We start from the raw sequence: 20245 nt of genomic DNA on the forward strand, positions 1-20245 counted from the left end.
GACCATCAGATTTCGCGAAAAAGGGGAACCGTGAGGTTCCCCTTTTTTATGGATCATTTTTATCGCGCGGCAAACCGTTGCCTGCCTCACAGAATGCGCGCCACCGCTTACCTTTTGATGCGAATCAAGTATACTTGCACGCGAATTTAAAGCGCCAAATTGTAAAAAGGAAATTCACGTGAATCCTATTGTAAAGTCATTCCAGTACGGTCAACACACCGTCACCCTGGAAACCGGTGTGATGGCCCGTCAAGCCACTGCGGCCGTTATGGTCAGCATGGACGATACCTGCGTATTTGTGACCGTCGTCGGCAAGAAAGAGGCCGATCACGGCCGTGATTTCTTCCCGCTGACCGTCAACTACCAGGAGCGTACCTATGCTGCTGGTCGTATCCCGGGTGGTTTCTTCCGTCGTGAAGGCCGTCCGAGCGAAGGTGAGACCCTCATCTCCCGCCTGATCGACCGTCCTATTCGTCCGCTGTTCCCGGAAGGCTTCCTCAATGAGGTTCAGGTGGTTGCCACCGTCATGTCCGTGAACCCGGCCGTGTCCCCAGACATCGTAGCCATGATCGGTGCCTCTGCTGCCCTGGCCATCTCAGGTATCCCGTTCGGCGGCCCGATTGCTGCTGCCCGCGTGGGTTACATGAACGGTCAGTACGTGTTGAACCCGACCACCACCGAACTGCCCCAGAGCGATCTGGATCTGGTGGTTGCCGGTACCGCCAACGCCGTGCTGATGGTGGAATCCGAAGCGGCCATCCTCTCCGAAGAGGTGATGCTGGGCGCCGTGGTCTATGGCCACGAGCAGATGCAGGTGGTGATCAACGCCATCAACGAATTCGCCGCCGACGTGGGTACCCAGCCGTGGGACTGGACCCCGCCTGCCGTCAACGAAGCGCTGAAAGCCAAGGTTGCCGAGCTGGCCACCGCCGAACTGGGTGAAGCCTACCGCATCACCGAGAAGGCCGTGCGTTACGCCGCCATCGGTGCCATCAAGTCCCGTGTGGTTGAGCAAGTCATCGCCTCCGGCGTGGAAGAAGATGCCAAGAAGATCGGCGAAGAGTTCCACAGCCTGGAAAGCCGCATCGTCCGTGGCCGTGTGGTCCGTGGCGAGCCGCGCATCGATGGTCGCGATCCGGAAATGATCCGCGCCCTGTCTGTCGGCACCGGCATCCTGCCCCGTGCTCACGGCTCCGCCCTGTTCACCCGTGGTGAGACTCAGGCCATCGTGGTTGCGACTCTGGGTACCGAGCGTGACGCCCAGAACATCGACGAGCTGGCTGGCCACCGTGCCGACCGCTTCATGCTGCACTACAACTTCCCGCCGTACTGCGTCGGCGAGACCGGCATGATGGGCAGCCCCAAGCGTCGTGAAATCGGTCATGGTCGTCTGGCCAAGCGCGGCGTTGCTGCCGTGATGCCGAGCGCCGCCGAGTTCCCGTACGTGGTACGCGTGGTGTCTGAAATCACCGAATCCAACGGTTCCTCCTCCATGGCCTCCGTCTGTGGTTCCTCCCTGGCGCTGATGGACGCGGGTGTGCCGATCAAGGCCTCCGTTGCCGGTATCGCCATGGGTCTGGTGAAGGAAGAAGAAGGTTTCGTCGTGCTGTCCGACATCCTGGGTGATGAAGATCACCTGGGCGACATGGACTTCAAGGTAGCCGGTACTACCCAGGGTATCACCGCGCTGCAGATGGACATCAAGATCGAAGGCATCACCAAAGAGATCATGGAGATTGCCCTCAAGCAAGCTCGTGGCGCTCGCCTGCACATCCTGAAGGTCATGGACGAAGCCATCCAGGCGCCGCGTGCCGAGATCTCCGATTTCGCCCCGCGCATCCACACCATCAAGATCAATCCTGAGAAGATCAAGGATGTCATCGGCAAGGGCGGTTCCGTGATCCGTGCCCTGACCGAAGAGACCGGCACCAACATCGAGCTGGATGATGACGGTACAGTCCGCATCTCCGCCGTTGCCAACGAAGCCGCCATGGAAGCCATCCGTCGCATCGAGGCCATCACCGCCGAGATCGAAGTGAACCGCATCTATGAAGGCAAGGTTGTGCGTCTGGCCGATTTCGGCGCCTTCGTCAATATCCTGCCGGGTAAAGACGGTCTGGTACACATCTCCCAGATCACCGATGCCCGCGTGCAGAACGTGGCCGACTTCCTGAAGATCGGTGACGTTGTGAAGGTGAAGGTACTGGAAGTGGACCGTCAAGGCCGTGTGCGTCTCTCCATCAAGGAAGCGAATGCACCGACCGAAGCCGCCGCCCCGGTTGCCGACGTGGCCGTTGCCGAAGAGCCGGCTGCCGAATAAGGCATCCGCTCTGTGAAAAGCCGACCTCAGGGTCGGCTTTTTTGTGCCTGTCTGCCTGAGGGGACCAGGGAGAAGATGCCTTGTTCCTTTTGGCGCCAGTTGCTATAAGAGACGACTCGCTGTCACGTTGTCAAAAGGAAGTGCAGCATGTCATGGGCCTATCTCAGGCAGTTTCCCCCGCTGGTCTGGATCGTCATCCTGGGCACCTTCATGGTGCGCACCACCTTCTTCATGGTCTGGCCCTTTCTCTCCATCCTGCTCTACCGCGACTATGGGCTTTCGGCGACCCTGATCGGCCTCATCCTGGGGGCCACGGCGGCCCTCTCCACCCTGGTCAGCTTCTATGGCGGCTGGCTGTCGGACAAGTGGGGGAGGCGCAACATACTGCTGTTTGGCTGCCTGGTGTCCGCCCTGAGCGTCGCCCTGCTCGGCCTCTCCCATCAGGTGATCTGGCTGGCGATGGGGGTGATCGGCAGCGGGCTCTCCTACGGGCTCATCGACTCGCCGGGCAAGGCGCTGATGGCCGATAGCCTGGCCGAGCCCAAAGCCCGCGAGCTGGCGCTGCACCTGCGTTACTTTCTGCTCAACCTGGGGGCGGCCATAGGTCCCCTGCTCGGGGTCAGCTACGGCCTGAGCGCTCGGCAGGAGACCTTCCTGTTGCTCAGTGCCAGCTATCTGCTGCTCGGCTTCATCTTCTTCGTCGGTTTTCGACTGGCCGCCTGTCAGCCAAGCCATGCCGCCGGTCCGGGCATGCGCGCCGTGCTGCGGGTGCTCTGGCAGGACAGGGGCTTCCTGCTGCTGACGATGGCCAACATGCTGCTGATGCTGGTCTATGCCCAGTTCGAATCACCGCTCATCCAGTATCTGACCCGAGCCGGTACCCCGGAAGTGGAGCGCCTCATCGGCTGGCTGGTGAGCACCAATGCGCTGACCATAGTGATCCTGCAGTTCCCGCTGCTGCACCTGACCGCCAACTGGTCTATCAAGCGCCGACTGCAGCTCGGGGTCGCCTTCTTCCTCAGCGCCCAGCTGCAGTTCGCGCTCGGGGATACCGCCATCTGGTTGCACTGGATAGTGGCGGTGATCCTGCTGAGCGTCGGCGAGTGCATCCTGTTCCCGCTGCTCAATGTGCTGGTCGATCAGATGGCACCGGAGCACCTCAAGGGCAGCTACTTCGGGGCGGCCTCCATGTCCGGGCTCGGGATCGCCATCGGTGCCCTGCTGGGGGGCTGGATCCTGGCCAACTGGGGGGGCAGCTGGCTCTATGGCTGCATGGCGCTGCTCTGCCTGGCGATCCTGATGCTCTATGGCCTGAGTACCCGGACCTCACGCCCTGCGCTGGTCCGGGCCGAGCCCTGATCCCTAGAAGGTCAGCACCTTGTCGGCCGCCAGGGTCCACTGGGCCAGCAGGGGCAGGGTGCCTATCTCTATGCCCTCGATAAGTGGCAGGGAGCTGATGCCACGGGCGTCGGTGCAGCTCTTGCACAGTCGGATGACGGTGCCCTGTGCCAGCAGGATCTCCAGCATCTGGCGCAGGTTGTAACCCTCGGCAGGGGACTGGCCCGCCAGGGCGGCGCCGACGGCATCGGACATCAGGAATATCTTCAGGATGACGCCTTCCTGCTCGTTGAGGGCTATCCCCAGACGCAGGGCATTGAACAGGGACTCGCTGCCATAGGGGGCGCCGTTGGCGATGATGAGGATCTCTTGCTTCATGGGACTCTCCGGGTTGAAAGGGGCATTGTAGCGTCGCCAGCTTGGCGGCGGCATGACCCAGTGCAAACTCTGTCGTAGCCCTTTCCCTGTGCCTTGACCTCGGGAGATGAGTCAGGTTTCATAGGCGGCCATCCAGTATGACAGAGCAAAGAGGTCGTTATGTGGAAGATTGCCGGAATAGGATTATTGCTGTTGGCCGGACAGGCCTATGGCAGTGAAAACGTCGGCTGCAAGGCCAGGCATCAGGCGGTGACCGAGCAGCTGAGCTTCGCCCGGGCGCACGATAACGCGCAGCAGGTGGCGGGCCTGGAGCAGGCCCTGCGCAACATCGAGGCCCATTGCACCGATGCCGGGCTCCTCGAGGAGCAGCAAGAGAAGGTGGCCAAGCAGAAGCAAGAGGTGGAGGAGCGCCTGGCGGATCTGCAGAGCGCCCGGGTCTCGGGCAAGCCGGACAAGATCGCCAAGAAGCAGGTCAAGCTGGAGGAGTCCCAGGCCGAGCTGCTGGAGGCCCAGCGCGAGCTTGAGGCGCTGCAAAAACTGGTCAAACCCTGAGGGAAGGGCAGCGCAATAGAAAAAGCCGGGCATGCCCGGCTTTTTCTATTTCTGGGTGACCAGCAGGTCCGGCATTACTGCCTGTGCATCAGCACAAACTTGTCCATCAGCTGCTCTTCGGTCTCCACATGGGCGGGATCCCGGAGGATGCAGTCAACAAGGCGCAGACGCTGATGCCGGTTTACTGCCTGTGCATCAGCACAAACTTGTCCATCAGTTGCTCTTCGGTCTCCACGTGGGCGGGATCCCAGATGATGCAATCGATAGGGCAGACGCTGATGCAGGTGGGCTTCTCATAGTGGCCGACGCACTCGGTGCAGCGATCCGGATCTATCTCGTAGATCTTGTCCCCCAGGCTGATGGCCTGGTTCGGACACTCGGGATCGCACATGTCACAGTTGATGCACTTGTCGGTGATGAGCAGCGCCATCTCAGGCCGCCGAGTGGGGCTGGCGGGTGTCCTGACGATCGCCCAGGTTGCGCAGCAGTATGCCGTAGTTGATGTCGATCTCTTTCGGGACCGGCACATAGACCACGTGGCCGTTGCCTGGCGCTGTGTCGATGAGCTCGCCCTTGCGGTTCTGCATCTGCTCCAGGTTGAAGCTGACATTGCCCTGCGGCGTCATCAGCTCCAGGCTGTTGCCCACCAGGAACTTGTTCTTCACTTCCACTTCCACCATGTCGCCCTGGCGACCGGTGATCTCGCCGACGAACTGCTGGGTGTCGGAGACGGAGTAGCCGTAGTCGTAGTTCTGGTACTCGCTGTGGTTGTGACGACGCAGGAAGCCCTCGGTGTAGCCACGGTGGGCCAGGTTCTCGAGGGTGCCCATCAGGGTCGGATCGAACGGGCGACCGGCGACCGCATCGTCGATGGCCTTGCGATAGACCTGGGCGGTACGGGCGCAGTAGTAGAAGGACTTGGTGCGGCCTTCGATTTTCAGCGAATGCACGCCCATCTTGGTCAGGCGCTCCACGTGCTCGACGGCGCGCAGATCCTTGGAGTTCATGATGTAGGTGCCGTGCTCGTCCTCGAACGCCGTCATGTATTCACCGGGGCGGTTGGACTCTTCCAGCAGCACCAGGGCATCGCTCGGCTTGCCGAGGCCTAAGGTGTTGTCCGGGCGCACGGCGATGGGCTCCTGACGGTGGACAATCTGGCCCACGTCATCTTCCTTGCCCTCGTGCACCTTGTACTCCCAGCGGCAGGAGTTGGTGCAGGTGCCCTGGTTGGGGTCTCGCTTGTTGATGTAACCGGAGAGCAGGCAGCGGCCCGAGTAGGCCATGCACAGCGCCCCGTGGACGAAGACTTCCAGCTCCATCTCCGGCACCTGCATGCGGATCTCTTCGATCTCGTCCAGAGACAGCTCGCGCGACAGGATGGCGCGGGTCAGGCCCATCTGATGCCAGAACTTCACCGTGGCCCAGTTGACCGCGTTGGCCTGCACCGAGAGGTGGATGGGCATGTCCGGGAAGGCTTCGCGCATCATCATGATGAGACCGGGGTCGGACATGATGAGCGCATCCGGCTTCATGTCTACCACGGGGCGCATGTCGCGGATGAAGGTCTTGAGCTTGGAGTTGTGGGGCTGGATGTTGGCCACCACATAGAACTGCTTGCCCAGTGCATGGGCCTCGTTGATGCCGAGCTGCAGATTCTCGTGATCGAATTCGTTGTTGCGCACCCGCAGGCTGTAGCGCGGCTGGCCCGCATAGACGGCGTCGGCGCCATAGGCATAGGCGTAACGCATATTCTTGAGGGTCCCGGCGGGGGAGAGCAATTCTGGTCTGAACATGTTGGACTCTTTCTGTCTGATTGCAAATCAGGACGGCGCCACCTGATGGCGCCGTATAGGGTCATCGGCATGGTGCGACCGTACTCGACGCACGGCCACCCGATGAGGTACACCCAGAGCACGAGATGACTCGATACTCCTGATAAAAGGGGTGCGAGATTGTACTCGTGACGGCGCCATCATGCAATTTGGGGCTAGGGTGGCGGGCCGGATGCATGTTCATTTTGCGCTCAGATTGGCGATGTTAGGCTGACAGGCACCCGATACGGTCGATTGTTGGGGGGAGAATGGATCTTTTCCGCGAAAAAGCCCCCTCTTCAAGTTGAAATTTTGTCCGACTCGGGAAAGAATGCGCGCTCGGTATTGGCCTCGGGCGAGCGCTACTCGTGACAAGGGACAGACCGAGGATGAACCGGCTTCAGGCCAACAGGTACAGGAAACCATACAGGAATTTTATGAATCCCCTTCGCATTGCCGCTTCGGCCCTTTTTTGCACTCTGACCCTGGTCAGCCAGCAGGCCGCCGCCGTTGAATACGCGCTGCCAGCCGCCAACAGCCGTCTGATCGGTGAGAACCAGGAATACGTGGTGCCCGCAGACAACCGTCCGCTGGAGCAGATCGCCGCCGACTTCCAGCTGGGCCTGACCAACATCATGGAAGCGAACCCGGGCGTCGACCCCTATCTGCCAACGCCGGGCAGCAAGCTGACCATTCCGCATCAGCTGATCCTGCCGAATGCACCGCGCGAGGGGATCGTCATCAACGTGGCCGAGATGCGTCTCTACTACTACCCGAAAGGCAAGAACGTGGTGCAGGTGCTGCCCATCGGCATCGGCCAGCTGGGGGTCAACACCCCGGAGAACTGGATCACCAAGGTAGAGCGCAAGCGCGCCAACCCGACCTGGACCCCGACCGAGAACATCCGTCGTCGCTACGCCGCCCAGGGCAAGACACTGCCCGCGGTCTGGCCGGCCGGTCCGGATAACCCCATGGGCCTGCACGCCCTCTATATCGGCAACCTCTATGCCATCCACGGCACCAACGCCACCTTCGGCATAGGTCTGCGGGTGAGCAGCGGTTGCGTGCGTCTGCGCGCCGATGACATCAAGTACCTGTTCGACAACGTGCCGGTCGGTACCCGCGTCCAGTTCGTCAACCAGCCGGTCAAGACCACGGTCGAGCCGGATGGCGGTCGTTACATGGAAGTGCACGAGCCGCTGTCGCGCACCGAGGAGGAGTTCAACTCCACCGCCTCTGTGCCGCTCCCCATGACTCCGGCCACCACCCGCTTCATCGCCCACATGGACAGCGACTCCAATGTGGTCAAGCAGGTGCTGGAACAGCGTACCGGCATGCCGACTCGCCTCAATCCTGAAGCCTGATCGCTTCTGCGAGACGCTCGGTAACAATAACGGCGACCCCAGGGTCGCCGTTATTGTTTATATGGCTCAAGGGGAGGGCGGGGCATAGAGGGCCAGCCAGTTGCCTTCGGTATCCTCTATGATGACCCGGGAGCCGTGGCCGCTGCCGATGGAATGCAGGGGTTCGAGCACCCGTCCGCCGAGCCGGGGAACCAGCTGCTCAGCCTCCTGCAACCTGTCACCCAGGGAGAGATAGATGAGGGGACCGGCGCCACCGGGCTGGTGGTATTTGTCCATGGGGCCGAGACAGGCCGCCGCGTTGCTGCCATCGTGGCGTAGCATGGCAAACCGCATCTCCTCCTCCTGTATGGGGGTGACCTGCACATCGAGCAGGGCCGAGTAGAAGTCCATGGCGCGATCCAGATCCCGTGTCGGAATGTCGGCCCAGACCAGGGTGTTGTCCATCTTCGTATTCTCCAGCGGTTCCCGACCGATGCGGTCGGTGGCTCTTTGAGGGTAGGAGTGGCCGAACAGGGACGCCATCAATGAAAAAGCGGCGCCTGATGGCGCCGCTTTTGGGTGGGGAAGATAACTGCGTTTCTCACTAGATACAGTCACTTGCCAGCGACATTCAAGCCACCGAAACGGATGGATGGAGGAGCATGGCACTCCTTGTCATCCCTTGGTTGTCACTTGCCTGCGACATTCAAGCCACCGAAACGGATCAGGGGGGCATAGAAGCCCTTGCCATCGCTGTGGTGCAGCACATTGCCGACCGCTTCCAGCTCGCCGAGCAGGCGGTAGAAGTTACCCGCCACCGTGATGCCGCGCACCGGCTGGAGCCGCACCCCATCGCGGCACAGGAAGCCCGAGGCGCCAAACGAGAAGTCACCGCTCACCGCATCGGCACCGGAGTGCAGGCCGTCCAGCTTGACCAGCTCCAGATAGTCGCCGCTCTGCACCTCGCCCTCGCTGTGAGGACCTGTGCCAAACACCAGGTGGCGGGCGGTCACATCCAGCGCGCTGCGGGCGCTGCGGGCCGCCGAGCCATTGCTCACCCCCCCAAAGTGGCGGGCGGTGGCGCTGTTGTGGAGCAGGGTCTTGAGCTCCCCCTCGCCAATGAGCAGCAGATCCGAGGTGGCTGCCCCTTCGCCATCGAACGCCTTGATGTTCATGCCTCCCGGCATATAGGCCCGGCTCTCCAGGGTGAGCCAGCGGGACGCCACGCTTTGCCCCACCTTGCTGCGCCAGGGGTTGATCCCCTGCTGGGCCCACTTGCCCGACAGCGCCCCCTGGAAGCAGCCAAACAGGCTGGCGAAGCAGTTGGTGCTGAAGAGGACGCTGTAGCGACCGCTCGGCACCGCTTCCCCCGGCAGCAGGTCATGGGCCACGGCGTAGATCTGTTCGATAAGGGTCTGGCTATCCAGCTCGTCGAAGCGGCGGCCATATTGTCCTTGCGAGTGCATCGACTGGCGGCCATCCCGCTCCACCAGCGCCGAGGTATAGCAACCGACGCTGAATTCACTGTGCTGGCAGAGGCTGCCCAGGCTGTTGGCGAGCCAGAGGCGGCTCTCCCCCTCGAAGAAGCTGTTGTAGGGGGCGCCGGTCACATCAGGTTGCGCCAGCATATCCGCCTCGAGGCGCAGGGCCAGGGCTATCTTCTCCTCCACCGCCGTGGTATCGGGCTGGTTTATCTCGGCGCAGTCGGTGCTGATCCGGCTGCCGGCAACCGAGATGCGCTGATCCGCGTCCACCTTGGCAAAGCGGCTGGCATCGAGCGCATCCTGCAGCATGGCATCCAGCGCCAGCTCATCGAGGGACTCCGAGTAGGCGATGCCGACCCGACCCTCCTTGATCAGGCGAATGCCGAGCTGCTGGCTGCTGGTGACCTTGTATTCGCCGAGTTCCCCCTTGTCGGCCTTGAGGGAGAAGGCCTTGTCCTGATTGGCGATGATGTCCGCCTCGGCATCGAGGTCGGCGACCTTCTCCAGCAGGCGGCTGAGCAGTTGATTCATATCGAGTGTGCTCATCAGGCGTTCCCTCCTACCAGGATCTTGTCAACTTTCAAGGCGGGTTGGCCGACAGAGGTGGGCACCGAGCCGGAGACTGAGCCGCACATGCCGGCGGCCAGGGCCAGATTGCGCCCCACCATGGAGATCTCTTTGAGCACTTGCGGGCCTGTGCCGATCAGGGTCGCCGACTTGAGGGGCCGGGTTATCTTGCCATGCTCGATGAGGTAGGCCTCCTGCACGTTGAAGTTGAACTCGCCTGTGCCCGGTTGCACCGAGCCGCCCCCCATCTTCTTGGCGTAGATGCCGTGCTCGACGGTGGCCAGCATCTCGTCCAGGCTGTGGCTGCCCGGTTCGATATAGGTGTTGCGCATGCGGGAGGTGGGGGCGAACTTGTAGGACTCGCGCCTTCCTGAGCCGGTGCGGGCATGGCCGGTCTTGATGGCGCCCATTCTGTCCACCAGGAAGCCGGTCAGCACCCCATCCTTGATGAGCTGGGTGTGCTGGGTCGCCATCCCTTCGTCATCGACGTTGATGGAGCCCCAGGCGTTGCTCTGCAAGCCTTCATCCACGGCGCTGACCGCCGGATTGGCGATGAGCTGGCCCATCTTGTCGTGGAACACCGAGGCCTTCTTGGCCACCGAGGTGGTCTCCAGCAGGTGGCCGCAGGCCTCGTGGAAGATGACGCCGCCAAAGCCGCTCTCCATGATGACCGGCAGGGTGCCGCTCGGACAGGGGGCTGCGCCCAGCTTCACCAGCGCCTGACGGGTGGCGGTGAGGGCCAGCTCCCGCGGGTCTATGCGCTCGGCATGCTCCCAGCCCATCAGGGCGCCGGGGGCCTCGTAGCCCACACTCTGCTCGCTCCCTTCCACCGCTATGGTCTGGGCCATGATGCGGTTGTAGTGGCGGCGATCGCTCACCTGCAGCCCTTCGCTGTTGAAGATCTCCACCTCCTGCTCCCAGCCCAGCACGTTGCCGGAGAACTGGCTCACCTTGCCGCTCTCGGCGCGGGCCACCGCATCCATGGCATGCAGATAGGCAATCTTCTGCTCCAGCTGCTTGTCGGCCGAGAGCGGCAGGGCCACCGGATTGCGGTCTGTGATGGGGGTGAAATCGAAGGCAGTGGCGGTGACCACGGGGTCACGCCTGTCCTTGGCCGCCAGCAGGCTGACGATGCGCAGCAGCTCGTCGCGGCTGGCCAGGTTGGTGTAGCCGTAGAGCACCTTGTGGCCGTAGCACAGGCGAACGCCTATGCCAAAATCGAGGCCGCCGCTGATGTTCTCTATCTGGCTGGAGAGCAGGCTGAGCTGGCTGCGGCGCTTGCGCTCCACAAACAGCTCGGCGAAGTCGGCACCCAGCCGCAGGGCGTGATCGAGCACGTCGCGGGCTATGGAGGGGGCCAACAGGGAGAGTGAGGTCATAGAATTTCCTTTTCTGGTCTGTTTCCTGTTTGCTTCCGACACCCGTTCTGATTGTGTTATGGGGTGTCGGTTGCATTGTTGCAGACCAGCAGCAAAAAGTCGCTATAGCGTCAGGCGATGATACCGAACGAGAAAATCGGTGCGATAACTGCGCCCGGCAGCCAGTGTGGCCGGCTGCCGGCAGGGGAGATCAACGCCGCTTTCGAGGGGCGATGAGGGAGCCGGGCCGTCGACAAGATGATGGCCATAGTCGCTCCGCATTCAAGGGGTCATCGAACATGCAAGCTACCTGGATCACAGCAGCTCGTGGATCTCATTCAGAATCTGATCGACCCACTGCTCGATGCGGGATTCGGTCTGGTCGTACTGGTTGGCGTCATCGAGAGCCAGGCCGACGAAGTGGCGGCCATCGTCGATCAGCGCCTTGGAGGCATCGAACTCGTACCCCTCGTTGGGCCAGTAACCCACCAGCCTGACCCCCTTGGGCACCAGCTGATCGTGCAACAGGCCGAGGGCATCCTGATACCACTCGCCGTACCCCAGCTGATCGCCCATGCCGAACAGGGCTATGATGCGTCCTTCCAGAGGCACATCCTTGATGTCTTCCCAGCGGGATTCCCAATCTTCCTGCAGCTCGCCGAAGTCCCAGGTGGAGATGCCGAGGATCAGGATGTCGTACTCCTGCATGCGGGCCAGGGGCACATCCTTGATGTTGTGGAGATCAACCAGCTCGGGGCCAATGAGGGCGCGGATCTTCTCGGCGGCCATCTCGGTGTAGCAGGTGGTTGAGCCGTAAAACAAACCTATCTTCATCGCTCTTCTCTTGATCGCAGTAGGCAAGGGGGTGTCGGGCAACCATGGGGCCGGACCGCCCGAGTGAGGGCGCCAGTCTAGCAGATTGCCCCTCGCGCTTCACCGCCTGGTATGCCTGCCGGGGAAGCGCAAGCCCCTGATGTGCGCGCCGGCCTGGCAGGCTACAATGGGCCACCGTTTGCCCAAGACCGACACCCCATGACCAAGCCAGCCCCTGCCGTGCACAACCATCCCCTTATCGAGCCCTTCCTGGATGCCCTCTGGCTGGAGCGGGGGCTGTCCGACAACACCGTCAGCTCCTATCGCACGGATCTGGAAAAGTTTGCCCTCTGGCTCGACGGCCAGGGTGGCTCCCTGCTGCTGGCGGGGATGGACGACATCCAGCACTACCTTGCCTGGCGGGTGGACAAGCAGTTTGCGGCGAGCAGCACGGCCCGCTTCCTCTCGGCCCTGCGCCGCTTCTATCAGTATCTCAATCGGGAAAAATTGCGCGGCGACGATCCGACAGTGCTGCTGGAGGGCCCCAAGCTGCCCAAGAAGCTGCCCTCGGATCTCAGCGAGGCCGAGGTGGATGCACTGCTGACGGCGCCCCTGGTGGACGACCCGCTGGAGCTGCGGGACAAGGCGATGCTCGAGCTGCTCTATGCCACCGGGCTGCGGGTCTCCGAGCTGGTGGGGCTCACCGCCGAGCATGTCAGCCTGCGCCAGGGGTTGGTGCGGGTGGTGGGCAAGGGCAACAAGGAGCGGCTGGTGCCCATGGGGGAGGAGGCGGTCCACTGGCTGGAGCGTTACTATCGGGAGGCCCGCACCTTGCTGCTGGGGGGCACCAGCTCGGACGTGGTCTTCCCCTCCAAGCAGGCCAGGATGATGACCCGCCAGACCTTCTGGCATCGCATCAAGCTCTATGCCCAGCGGGCGGGGATCAGGGGAGAGCTCTCCCCCCACACCCTGCGCCACGCCTTCGCCACCCATCTGCTCAACCACGGCGCCGATCTGCGGGTGGTGCAGATGCTGCTGGGGCACGCGGATCTCTCCACCACCCAGATCTACACCCACGTGGCCAACGAGCGGCTCAAGGCGCTCCATGGGGAGCACCATCCCCGGGCCTGACCCGTGCCTCCGCCAATAAAAAACCGCCAAATGGCGGTTTTTTCATCACTGCACGACAGGAGATGGCGTCTATTTCCCCTGCTGGGATTTCAGCAAATCGCGGATCTCGGTCAGCAGCTCCTGATCCTTGGTGGGGCCGGCCGGGGCAGGGGCTTCCTCTGCCTGCTTCTTCTGCAGGGTGTTGACGGCCTTGAGCCCCATGAAGATGGCGAAGGCGATGATCAGAAAGTCGATGATGGTCTGGATGAACTTGCCGTAGGCGATGACCACGGCAGGGATGTCACCTTCGGCGGCCTTCAGGGTGACTGCCAGATCGCTGAAGTCCACCCCCCCCAGGATGAGGCCGATGGGCGGCATGATGACGTCGCCCACGAAGGAGGAGACTATCTTGCCAAAGGCGGCACCTATGATGATACCGACCGCCATGTCGATGACGTTGCCTCTGGCCGCAAAGGCCTTGAACTCTTGAATCAGACTCATTTTTCCCCCTAAAAAATGGACAGGATGCGGTGCGACCACATCGCTGTTTGGACGATAAAACATCAATAAAACAGAGGGATGACCATGGTGTCTCCCGTCGTCCTGATTAGCTTGCTGGGCCTTAGCCCAATTGGCAACCTGTCAGATCGGGATTTTTTTGCGATCCACGCTATTAATCAATCGCTAATTAAGAGGTTGGGGCAAGGATGTGCACTGAGTTACCTTATGAATCCATTCAATCATGCCAGGTGAGTCATCAAGTGCGACATTTACTGCTGGGAATGATGCTGCTGTGCACCTTTGCTGCCAGCGCGGGGATGGATCCCCAGCTGTTGAAACAGACCATAGGGCAGCGCCTCGGGGTGCAGGTCTTCCTGGTGGACGAGACCCCGGTGCCCGGGCTCTATCTGCTGGGCACAGCCCAGGGGCTGCTCTATAGCGATGCCAGGGGAAACTATGTGCTGCAGGGCTCCATGCTGGATCTGGCCCACGACATGCAAAACCTCACCCGCCTGAGCCAGCAGCAACAACGTCGGCTGGCGCTGGCGCAGGTAGGCGAGGCGCGACTCTGGCTCAAGGCGCCGAACGAGCGCTACCAGGTTACCCTGTTTACCGATCTCGGCTGTCGCCGCTGTCACGCCGTGCTGGACGATCTGCCCCAGTTGCAGGCCAGGGGGGTGAGCGTGCAGTTGCTGCCCCTGGCGGCCCCCTTCGCCGAGCTGGCCGAAACGCAGGCGCTCTGGTGCGATCCCGCCCTGCTGGGTGAACTCAGTCTCAGTGATCGTTTGCCTGCGGCCGGATGTAATGAGATCCTTGCCCATCATATCGGCCTGAGCCAGTGGCTCGGGATCAAGGCGTCACCGAGCTGGGTCCTGCCAAACGGGGATCTGGTGCGGGGATATCAGAGCCCTGAACAACTGCTCAAGATACTGGATCACATCAATGCCCCTGCAAATCCGTCGTCGTCCGCGAGTTGATGATTCCCATCTGCCCGCCACCCTGCATCCTCTGCTTCGTCAAATCTTCGCCAGTCGCGGCGTGGAGGATCCCGCCCTGCTGGAGCGCAGCGCCAGCCAGCTGCTGCCGCCCCAGCGGCTGTTTGGCATGGAGCAGGCGGTGCCCCTGCTGGCGGATGCCCTGACGGCGCAGCAGCGGATCCTCATCGTCGGCGACTTCGACTGCGACGGCGCCACCAGCTCGGCCCTGTGCGTGCTGGCCCTGCGGGCCATGGGGGGCCATCACGTCGATTTTCTGGTGCCCAACCGCTTCGAGTTCGGCTACGGCCTCACCCCCGAAATCGTCGAGCTGGCGGTGGCCCGGGGCGCCGAGTTTCTCATCACTGTGGATAACGGCATCTCCAGCATTGCCGGGGTGGCGGCGGCCAAGGCGGCCGGGATGCGGGTACTGGTTACCGATCACCACTTGCCGGGCCAGGAGCTGCCTGATGCCGATGCGATAGTAAACCCTAACCAGCGTGGCTGCGACTTCCCCTCCAAATCCCTGGCCGGGGTCGGGGTGGCCTTCTATCTGATGGCGGCCCTCAACACCCATCTGCGCCAGAGCGGCTGGTATGAGCGCCAGGGCATTCGCGCCCCCAATGTGGCGGACTATCTCGATCTGGTGGCCCTCGGCACGGTCGCCGACGTGGTGGCGCTGGATGGCAACAACCGTATCCTGGTCCATCAGGGGCTGCAGCGGATCCGGGCCGGTCGCTGCCGCCCCGGCATCCAGGCGCTGGTGGACGTGTCGGGCCGCGATGGCCGCCGCCTGTGCGCCGCCGATCTCGGCTTTGCCCTGGGGCCCCGCCTCAATGCGGTGGGCCGTCTCGATGACATGTCCCTCGGGGTCGCTTGTCTGCTGAGCGATGATCTCAACCTGGCGCGCCAGCTTGCGGCCGAGATGGACAGCCTCAACCAGGAGCGCAAGGAGATAGAGCAGGGGATGCAGCAGGAGGCGCTCGCTACCCTGGAGCAGATCCGGTTTCGCGATGGCGAGGTGCCAAGCGGCATAGTGCTGCACAGGGACGAGTGGCATCAGGGGGTGGTGGGACTGGTGGCCTCCAAGATCAAGGAGAAGTACTACAGACCCGTGATTGCGTTTGCGCAGAGCAGCGACACCGAGCTCAAGGGCTCGGGGCGCTCCATTCCCGGGGTGCACCTGCGCGATGCGCTGGAGCTGCTCGATACCCGCCATCCGGGCCTGATGGGCAAGTTTGGCGGCCACGCCATGGCGGCGGGGCTGACCCTGCCTAAGGCCAATATAGCGGCGTTTGGCCGGGCGTTTGAAGCCGTCATCGCCGAGCTGGTGACGCCGGAGCTGCTGACCGGGGTGCTGCTCACCGACGGCGAGCTGCTGCCGGACGAGCTGAGTCTGGAGCTGGCGGAGCTCATCCGTGCCTCCGGCCCCTGGGGCCAGGCCTTCCCCGAGCCGCTGTTCGACGGCGAGTTCGTGCTGGTGCAGCAGCGGCTGGTGGGGGAGAAACACCTCAAGATGATGCTGACCACGGATTCCGGCCATGCGGTGGATGCCATCGCCTTCGGGGTGGATCTCAAGCGCTGGCCCGATGCCTCGGTGAAACGGGTGCGGCTGGTCTACCGGCTCGACGTCAACGAGTGGCGCGGCAACCGCAGCGTCCAGCTGCTGGTGGAGCATCTGGAGGCCGCCGGTCTCTAGTAAGGCAGGCGCCATGCCCGGCAATGAAAATGGTCACCCAAGGGTGGCCGTTTTTGTTGCAAGAGCGGCTATGCCCTCACTGAATGGGGCTCAAGGGGCGAGGACGGGAGTCGTTCTCCGCTGTTTTCATTGAGGGTGTAAAATGCCCCCTTTGTGGGGAAAGCAGGTTTTTTGTATCGAATTTTTCCGGCTACTGGATGCCAAAATTCAATATAAGGAGGGATTTTGATATATTCGGCCCCGTTCAACCCCTTGCCTTTTCAAGGAGCCTGTCCCCTTGCCACCCCTTGGCCGACCATTGTGCTGGCCGATGGCGCTCGCCGTCGCCTGCCTGCTGTGGCTTGCCGCCTCTGTCGCGGCAGGGGTCAGTGCGTCCGCGCTGTCGGCCCAGGGGACATCGACATCCTCGATGCAGCTGCACGAGCCCCCCGCGCCTGGGTTGGCCGACAACCTCAGCCTGCCTCCGGCCTCCCAGTGGCGGCTCAGCTTCGAGCAGGGGCGGCGGCTGGAAGGGGCCAGGGACCCGGATCTCTACCAGATGCTGCTGGCCTGGTTTCAGCACGAGATCCTCGGTCTGCTCTGCGGCCTGCTGTTCTTCCTGCCCCTCATCTACCTCAGGCAGTGGCCGAACTGCCTCGGTCATCTGCACCAGCGGCAACTGCTCTGCCATCACCTGCAATTTCGCTTCTGCCACGGCGACTAGTGTCGCTCCCCTCGCCGGGCACACGCCGACGCCATCTCTGCCGCTGATCCCTGTCTGTTGATCCGCCGATCCCCGTCATCTGCGATCGCGCCCGTGCTGACTGTCATCCGGTTCCTGCCGCTGGCCCCTGGTCAGGGGCGGACCCTCTCTTTGCACAATCAAGTGGTGAGCAACCTTCATGGACTATTACGTCAATTTGTTTATTCAGTCGATCTTTGTGGAAAACCTGGCCCTGGCCTTCTTTCTCGGCATGTGTACCTTCCTCGCGGTGTCGAAGAACATCAACACTGCCTTCGGCCTTGGCATGACGGTGCTGGTGGTCATGGTGATCGCCATTCCCCTCAACAACCTGATCTACCGCCATATACTGCGCCCGGACAGTACCTTCCTCGGGGAATTTGATCTCAGCTTTCTCGATTTCATCATCTACATAGGCGTGCTGGCGGCCCTGGTGCAGGTGATGGAGATGGTGCTGGACAAGCATTTCCCGGCGCTCCATCAGGCCCTGGGGATCTACCTGCCGCTGTTGACTGTGCACTGTGCCATCTTCGGCGGCGTCATGTTCATGGCCCAGCGGGATTACGACTTCATCGAATCCGTGGTCTATGGGGCGGGGTCGGGGCTAGGCTGGCTGCTGGCCATAGTCGCCATCGCCGGCCTGCGCCAGAAGATGAAGTACTCGGACGTGCCAGAGGGGCTGCGCGGTATCGGCATCACCTTCATAGTGGCGGGGCTGATGTCGCTCGGCTTCATGTCGTTTTCCGGCATCTCGCTCTGAGCGTCGGCTCGCCACGGCATGGCGGAAGAGGGTTGATGGCGGGAGCCATCAAGCCAGCGTCTTGGCCATGTTGTAGCCCGTGATGTGAAAGCCGATCTCTTCGTAGAGCGCTCTGGCCCTCGGATTGTCATAGGCGACTCTCAGCTTGATCTGGCTGACGCCAAGGCACTTCAAGTCGGCCTCCAGCACCGCCATGGCGGCCTTGCCATATCCCAGTCCACGATGGGTCGGGAGTGTGTAGAAGTCATAGATAAAGGTGGTGTGGGCGGCGCTGTCGATGCTGTGCCAGAGATAGCCGGCAATGCCCGCCGTCGTCGCGACTGCGCTCCCGACATTGTCACTCACAGGGATGATGCAGAGCAGGCTCTGGCCCGGCGTGGCGGCTCCTTGGGGCAGGTGTTGCAGCAAGGAAGCCTCGGCTTGTTGGCGGGCATCGGCCAGGGTCAGCCCGTGATTGCTGGCAAGATCCTGGGCGTAGTCGTCGATGAAGTAGTCGCGATAGGCGGGGAAAGCCGCCTCATCCATGGGGATCAGACGAACGATAGGGGTTGGCATCGGAGCTTCACTCAAGGAAAGGGAGTCGCCACCTTAACCCCGGAACTGGGTATTAGCCAAGGGGTTGGCCGGGAGTGTCGAGTCTGACATGTTCAACAAGAAGAGCGCCCTTGGGCGCTCTTCTTTTAGCAGGAGAGGTTATTCAACCCCTCTTTCGGGCGAGGTTATTTGACCTCTTCGCCCTTGGCCTGCAGATCCGCATGGTAGGAGGAGCGCACGAAGGGGCCGCATGCGGCGTGGGAGAAGCCCAGCCCCATGGCGACGTCTTTCAGCTCGTCGAACTCTGCGGGCGGCACGTAGCGCTTCACCGGCAGGTGGTGGCGGCTCGGCTGCAGGTACTGGCCCAGGGTCAGCATGTTGACGCCGTGCTCGCGCAGATCCTTGAGCACCTGGACTATCTCTTCGTTGGTCTCGCCAAGGCCCATCATGACGCCGGACTTGGTCGGCACATGAGGGTGCATCTCCTTGATGCGGCGCAGCAGCTCCAGGGACCACTTGTAGTCGGCACCCGGGCGGGCGACCCGGTACATGCGCGGTGCTGTTTCCAGGTTGTGGTTGAACACGTCCGGCGGCGTCTCGCGGAACACCTCCAGCGCCTGCTCCATGCGGCCGCGGAAGTCCGGGGTCAGGATCTCGATGCGGGTCTGGGGGCTGTGCTCGCGGATCTGCTTGATGCAGTCGGCGAAGTGCTGGGCACCGCCGTCGCGCAGATCGTCGCGGTCCACCGAGGTGATGACCACGTATTTCAGCCCCATCTCCTTGATGGTGAGCGCCAGCTTCTTCGGCTCTTCGGGATCCAGTGCCAGCGGGCGGCCGTGGGCCACGTCGCAGAAGGGGCAACGGCGGGTGCAGATGGCGCCCATGATCATGAAGGTGGCCGTGCCGTGGTTGAAGCACTCCGCCAGGTTGGGGCAGGAGGCCTCTTCACAGACCGAGTGCAGCTTGTTCTTGCGCAGGGTGCTCTTGATGTGCTCGATCTTCTGGCTCGACGGCGGCAGCTTGATCCGCATCCAGTCCGGCTTGCGCAGCACTTCCTCGTTGGGATCCGGCATGAATTTCACCGGGATCAGGGCCATCTTGTCGCCATCGCGCAGCTTGACGCCCGGCTCCATACGAACGGGTTTGCTCATGATTCACTCTCGGTGTTTGTTATTGTCTGATTGATAGCCATCAGGGTCCTCTCGGGGCCCTCATGGCCACGCGGCATGGGCTTGCTCATGCTGCCTCTTCGGTATTCGTGATCGTTTCATAGCCAATCAGGCTGGCCAGCTCCATCACCAGGATGGATTGCGCCTCGGCCACGCTCTGCGGGCCGCCCAGGGCGCTGGTCTGGGTCATGGCCATGCCCGCATAACCGCACGGATTGATGCGCAGGAAGGGGGTCATGTCCATGTTGATATTGAGGGCGAGTCCGTGGAAGGAGCAGCCCTTGCGGATCCGCAGGCCCAGGGAGGCGAGCTTGGCCTCGATGCCGAGATCGTTCTTCACGTAGACGCCGGGGGCATCGGCCTTGGCATAGGCCTGGATGTCGCTTCTGGCCAGGGTGTTGATGATGGCGGTTTCCAGGCAGGTCACCAGCTCGCGCACCGAGAGCTTGCTGCGGCGCACGTCCACCAGCACATAGAGCACCAGCTGGCCGGGGCCGTGATAGGTCACCTGGCCTCCGCGATCGCTTTGCACCACGGGGATGTCACCGGGGGCGAGCAGATGCTCGGCCTTGCCGGCCTGGCCCTGGGTGTAGACGGGATCGTGCTCCACCACCCAGAACTCGTCAGGCGTCTCGCTGGTGCGGCTGTCGGTGAAGGCCTTCATGGCGTCCCATACCGGCTGGTAGGGGCGACGACCCAGGTGTCTGACGAGCAGTTGTGGCTGGGCGGGGATCTGGGGTGACATCTTTTCCTCACAGGCAGGCGCTTGCGTCGGCAAAACAGAATGGCAAATAATCGCTCGCCCCGATGGCG

At 62.4% G+C, this 20245-nt stretch carries 20 protein-coding genes and 1 pseudogene; 9 read left to right on the forward strand and 12 right to left on the reverse strand.

Annotated elements, in window-relative coordinates; translation table 11 throughout:
- Positions 1 to 178: 178 nt before the first annotated feature.
- Both pnp and AB5Y91_RS12175 read left to right on the forward strand, forming a co-directional pair.
- Positions 179 to 2320, forward strand: coding sequence for a polyribonucleotide nucleotidyltransferase (pnp, locus tag AB5Y91_RS12170; RefSeq protein ID WP_106887611.1), 2142 nt, complete (start codon positions 179 to 181; stop codon positions 2318 to 2320).
- Positions 2321 to 2467: 147 nt separating this feature from the next.
- A complete protein-coding gene (locus AB5Y91_RS12175) occupies positions 2468 to 3679 on the forward strand; it encodes an MDR family MFS transporter (protein WP_368169903.1) in 1212 nt (403 codons plus the stop codon).
- 3 nt (positions 3680 to 3682) lie between these two features.
- On the opposite strand, the gene AB5Y91_RS12180 is transcribed toward AB5Y91_RS12175, so the two are convergent.
- Entirely contained in the window at positions 3683 to 4036 is a 354-nt protein-coding gene (locus AB5Y91_RS12180) for a DsrE/DsrF/TusD sulfur relay family protein (protein ID WP_106887609.1), read from the reverse strand.
- Between the two features lie 159 nt (positions 4037 to 4195).
- On the opposite strand from AB5Y91_RS12180, the gene AB5Y91_RS12185 reads away from it, so the two are divergent.
- Positions 4196 to 4588: a DUF1090 domain-containing protein gene (locus AB5Y91_RS12185; RefSeq protein ID WP_368169904.1), complete on the forward strand. Its 393-nt coding sequence runs from the start codon at positions 4196 to 4198 to the stop codon at positions 4586 to 4588.
- 74 nt (positions 4589 to 4662) lie between these two features.
- Here AB5Y91_RS12185 and AB5Y91_RS12190 read toward each other — a convergent pair.
- The 3 genes and pseudogenes from AB5Y91_RS12190 to yegQ all read right to left on the reverse strand — a co-directional run.
- A pseudogene (locus AB5Y91_RS12190) lies at positions 4663 to 4746 on the reverse strand (ferredoxin); the annotation flags it as partial.
- 23 nt (positions 4747 to 4769) lie between these two features.
- Complete coding sequence (locus AB5Y91_RS12195; protein ID WP_025326072.1) at positions 4770 to 5018, reverse strand: YfhL family 4Fe-4S dicluster ferredoxin; 249 nt, start codon at positions 5016 to 5018, stop codon at positions 4770 to 4772.
- Position 5019: 1 nt separating this feature from the next.
- Positions 5020 to 6381: a tRNA 5-hydroxyuridine modification protein YegQ gene (gene yegQ, locus AB5Y91_RS12200; RefSeq protein WP_033130937.1), complete on the reverse strand. Its 1362-nt coding sequence runs from the start codon at positions 6379 to 6381 to the stop codon at positions 5020 to 5022.
- 455 nt (positions 6382 to 6836) lie between these two features.
- Between yegQ and AB5Y91_RS12205 the strand changes: the two genes are divergently transcribed.
- Positions 6837 to 7763 (forward strand): L,D-transpeptidase family protein, encoded by a 927-nt coding sequence (locus AB5Y91_RS12205; RefSeq protein WP_005326662.1) that lies wholly within the window; start codon positions 6837 to 6839, stop codon positions 7761 to 7763.
- Between the two features lie 66 nt (positions 7764 to 7829).
- Here the strand turns inward: AB5Y91_RS12205 and AB5Y91_RS12210 are convergent, their stop codons facing one another.
- The 4 genes from AB5Y91_RS12210 to fldB form a co-directional block, all read right to left on the reverse strand.
- Positions 7830 to 8207: a VOC family protein gene (locus AB5Y91_RS12210; protein WP_368169905.1), complete on the reverse strand. Its 378-nt coding sequence runs from the start codon at positions 8205 to 8207 to the stop codon at positions 7830 to 7832.
- Between the two features lie 224 nt (positions 8208 to 8431).
- Entirely contained in the window at positions 8432 to 9772 is a 1341-nt protein-coding gene (locus tag AB5Y91_RS12215) for a TldD/PmbA family protein (RefSeq protein WP_368169906.1), read from the reverse strand.
- Positions 9772 to 11172, reverse strand: coding sequence for a TldD/PmbA family protein (locus AB5Y91_RS12220; protein WP_111910376.1), 1401 nt, complete (start codon positions 11170 to 11172; stop codon positions 9772 to 9774). The genes AB5Y91_RS12215 and AB5Y91_RS12220 overlap by 1 nt, the downstream gene beginning before the upstream one ends.
- A 294-nt stretch (positions 11173 to 11466) precedes the next feature.
- Positions 11467 to 11985 (reverse strand): flavodoxin FldB, encoded by a 519-nt coding sequence (gene fldB, locus AB5Y91_RS12225; protein ID WP_025326077.1) that lies wholly within the window; start codon positions 11983 to 11985, stop codon positions 11467 to 11469.
- 198 nt (positions 11986 to 12183) lie between these two features.
- Between fldB and xerD the strand changes: the two genes are divergently transcribed.
- Complete coding sequence (gene xerD, locus AB5Y91_RS12230; RefSeq protein ID WP_106887603.1) at positions 12184 to 13095, forward strand: site-specific tyrosine recombinase XerD; 912 nt, start codon at positions 12184 to 12186, stop codon at positions 13093 to 13095.
- A 69-nt stretch (positions 13096 to 13164) separates the two neighbouring features.
- Here the strand turns inward: xerD and mscL are convergent, their stop codons facing one another.
- Positions 13165 to 13575 carry a large-conductance mechanosensitive channel protein MscL gene (mscL, locus tag AB5Y91_RS12235; protein ID WP_111910374.1) on the reverse strand — a complete coding sequence of 137 codons (411 nt, stop codon included), beginning with the start codon at positions 13573 to 13575 and terminating at the stop codon, positions 13165 to 13167.
- Between the two features lie 260 nt (positions 13576 to 13835).
- Between mscL and AB5Y91_RS12240 the strand changes: the two genes are divergently transcribed.
- From AB5Y91_RS12240 to nqrE, 4 genes are all read left to right on the forward strand, one after another.
- Entirely contained in the window at positions 13836 to 14552 is a 717-nt protein-coding gene (locus AB5Y91_RS12240) for a disulfide isomerase DsbC N-terminal domain-containing protein (protein WP_368169907.1), read from the forward strand.
- On the forward strand, positions 14518 to 16248 hold the full coding sequence (recJ, locus tag AB5Y91_RS12245; protein WP_368169908.1) for a single-stranded-DNA-specific exonuclease RecJ: 1731 nt from the start codon (positions 14518 to 14520) through the stop codon (positions 16246 to 16248). The genes AB5Y91_RS12240 and recJ overlap by 35 nt, the downstream gene beginning before the upstream one ends.
- A 310-nt stretch (positions 16249 to 16558) precedes the next feature.
- A complete protein-coding gene (locus AB5Y91_RS12250; RefSeq protein WP_162520058.1) occupies positions 16559 to 16951 on the forward strand; it encodes a hypothetical protein in 393 nt (130 codons plus the stop codon).
- Between the two features lie 178 nt (positions 16952 to 17129).
- Positions 17130 to 17729 carry an NADH:ubiquinone reductase (Na(+)-transporting) subunit E gene (nqrE, locus tag AB5Y91_RS12255; RefSeq protein WP_042649628.1) on the forward strand — a complete coding sequence of 200 codons (600 nt, stop codon included), beginning with the start codon at positions 17130 to 17132 and terminating at the stop codon, positions 17727 to 17729.
- 48 nt (positions 17730 to 17777) lie between these two features.
- Here nqrE and AB5Y91_RS12260 read toward each other — a convergent pair whose 3' ends face one another.
- From AB5Y91_RS12260 to lipB, 3 genes are all read right to left on the reverse strand, one after another.
- Complete coding sequence (locus tag AB5Y91_RS12260) at positions 17778 to 18284, reverse strand: GNAT family N-acetyltransferase (protein ID WP_168234536.1); 507 nt, start codon at positions 18282 to 18284, stop codon at positions 17778 to 17780.
- Positions 18285 to 18448: 164 nt separating this feature from the next.
- Positions 18449 to 19414, reverse strand: coding sequence for a lipoyl synthase (gene lipA / locus AB5Y91_RS12265; protein WP_025326085.1), 966 nt, complete (start codon positions 19412 to 19414; stop codon positions 18449 to 18451).
- An 85-nt stretch (positions 19415 to 19499) separates the two neighbouring features.
- A complete protein-coding gene (gene lipB / locus AB5Y91_RS12270) occupies positions 19500 to 20177 on the reverse strand; it encodes a lipoyl(octanoyl) transferase LipB (RefSeq protein ID WP_111910370.1) in 678 nt (225 codons plus the stop codon).
- Positions 20178 to 20245 lie beyond the last annotated feature (68 nt).

Origin of the sequence: Aeromonas sp. R4-3, from assembly GCF_040908275.1 — a bacterium.
Classification (GTDB): Bacteria; Pseudomonadota; Gammaproteobacteria; order Enterobacterales; family Aeromonadaceae; genus Aeromonas; species Aeromonas rivipollensis.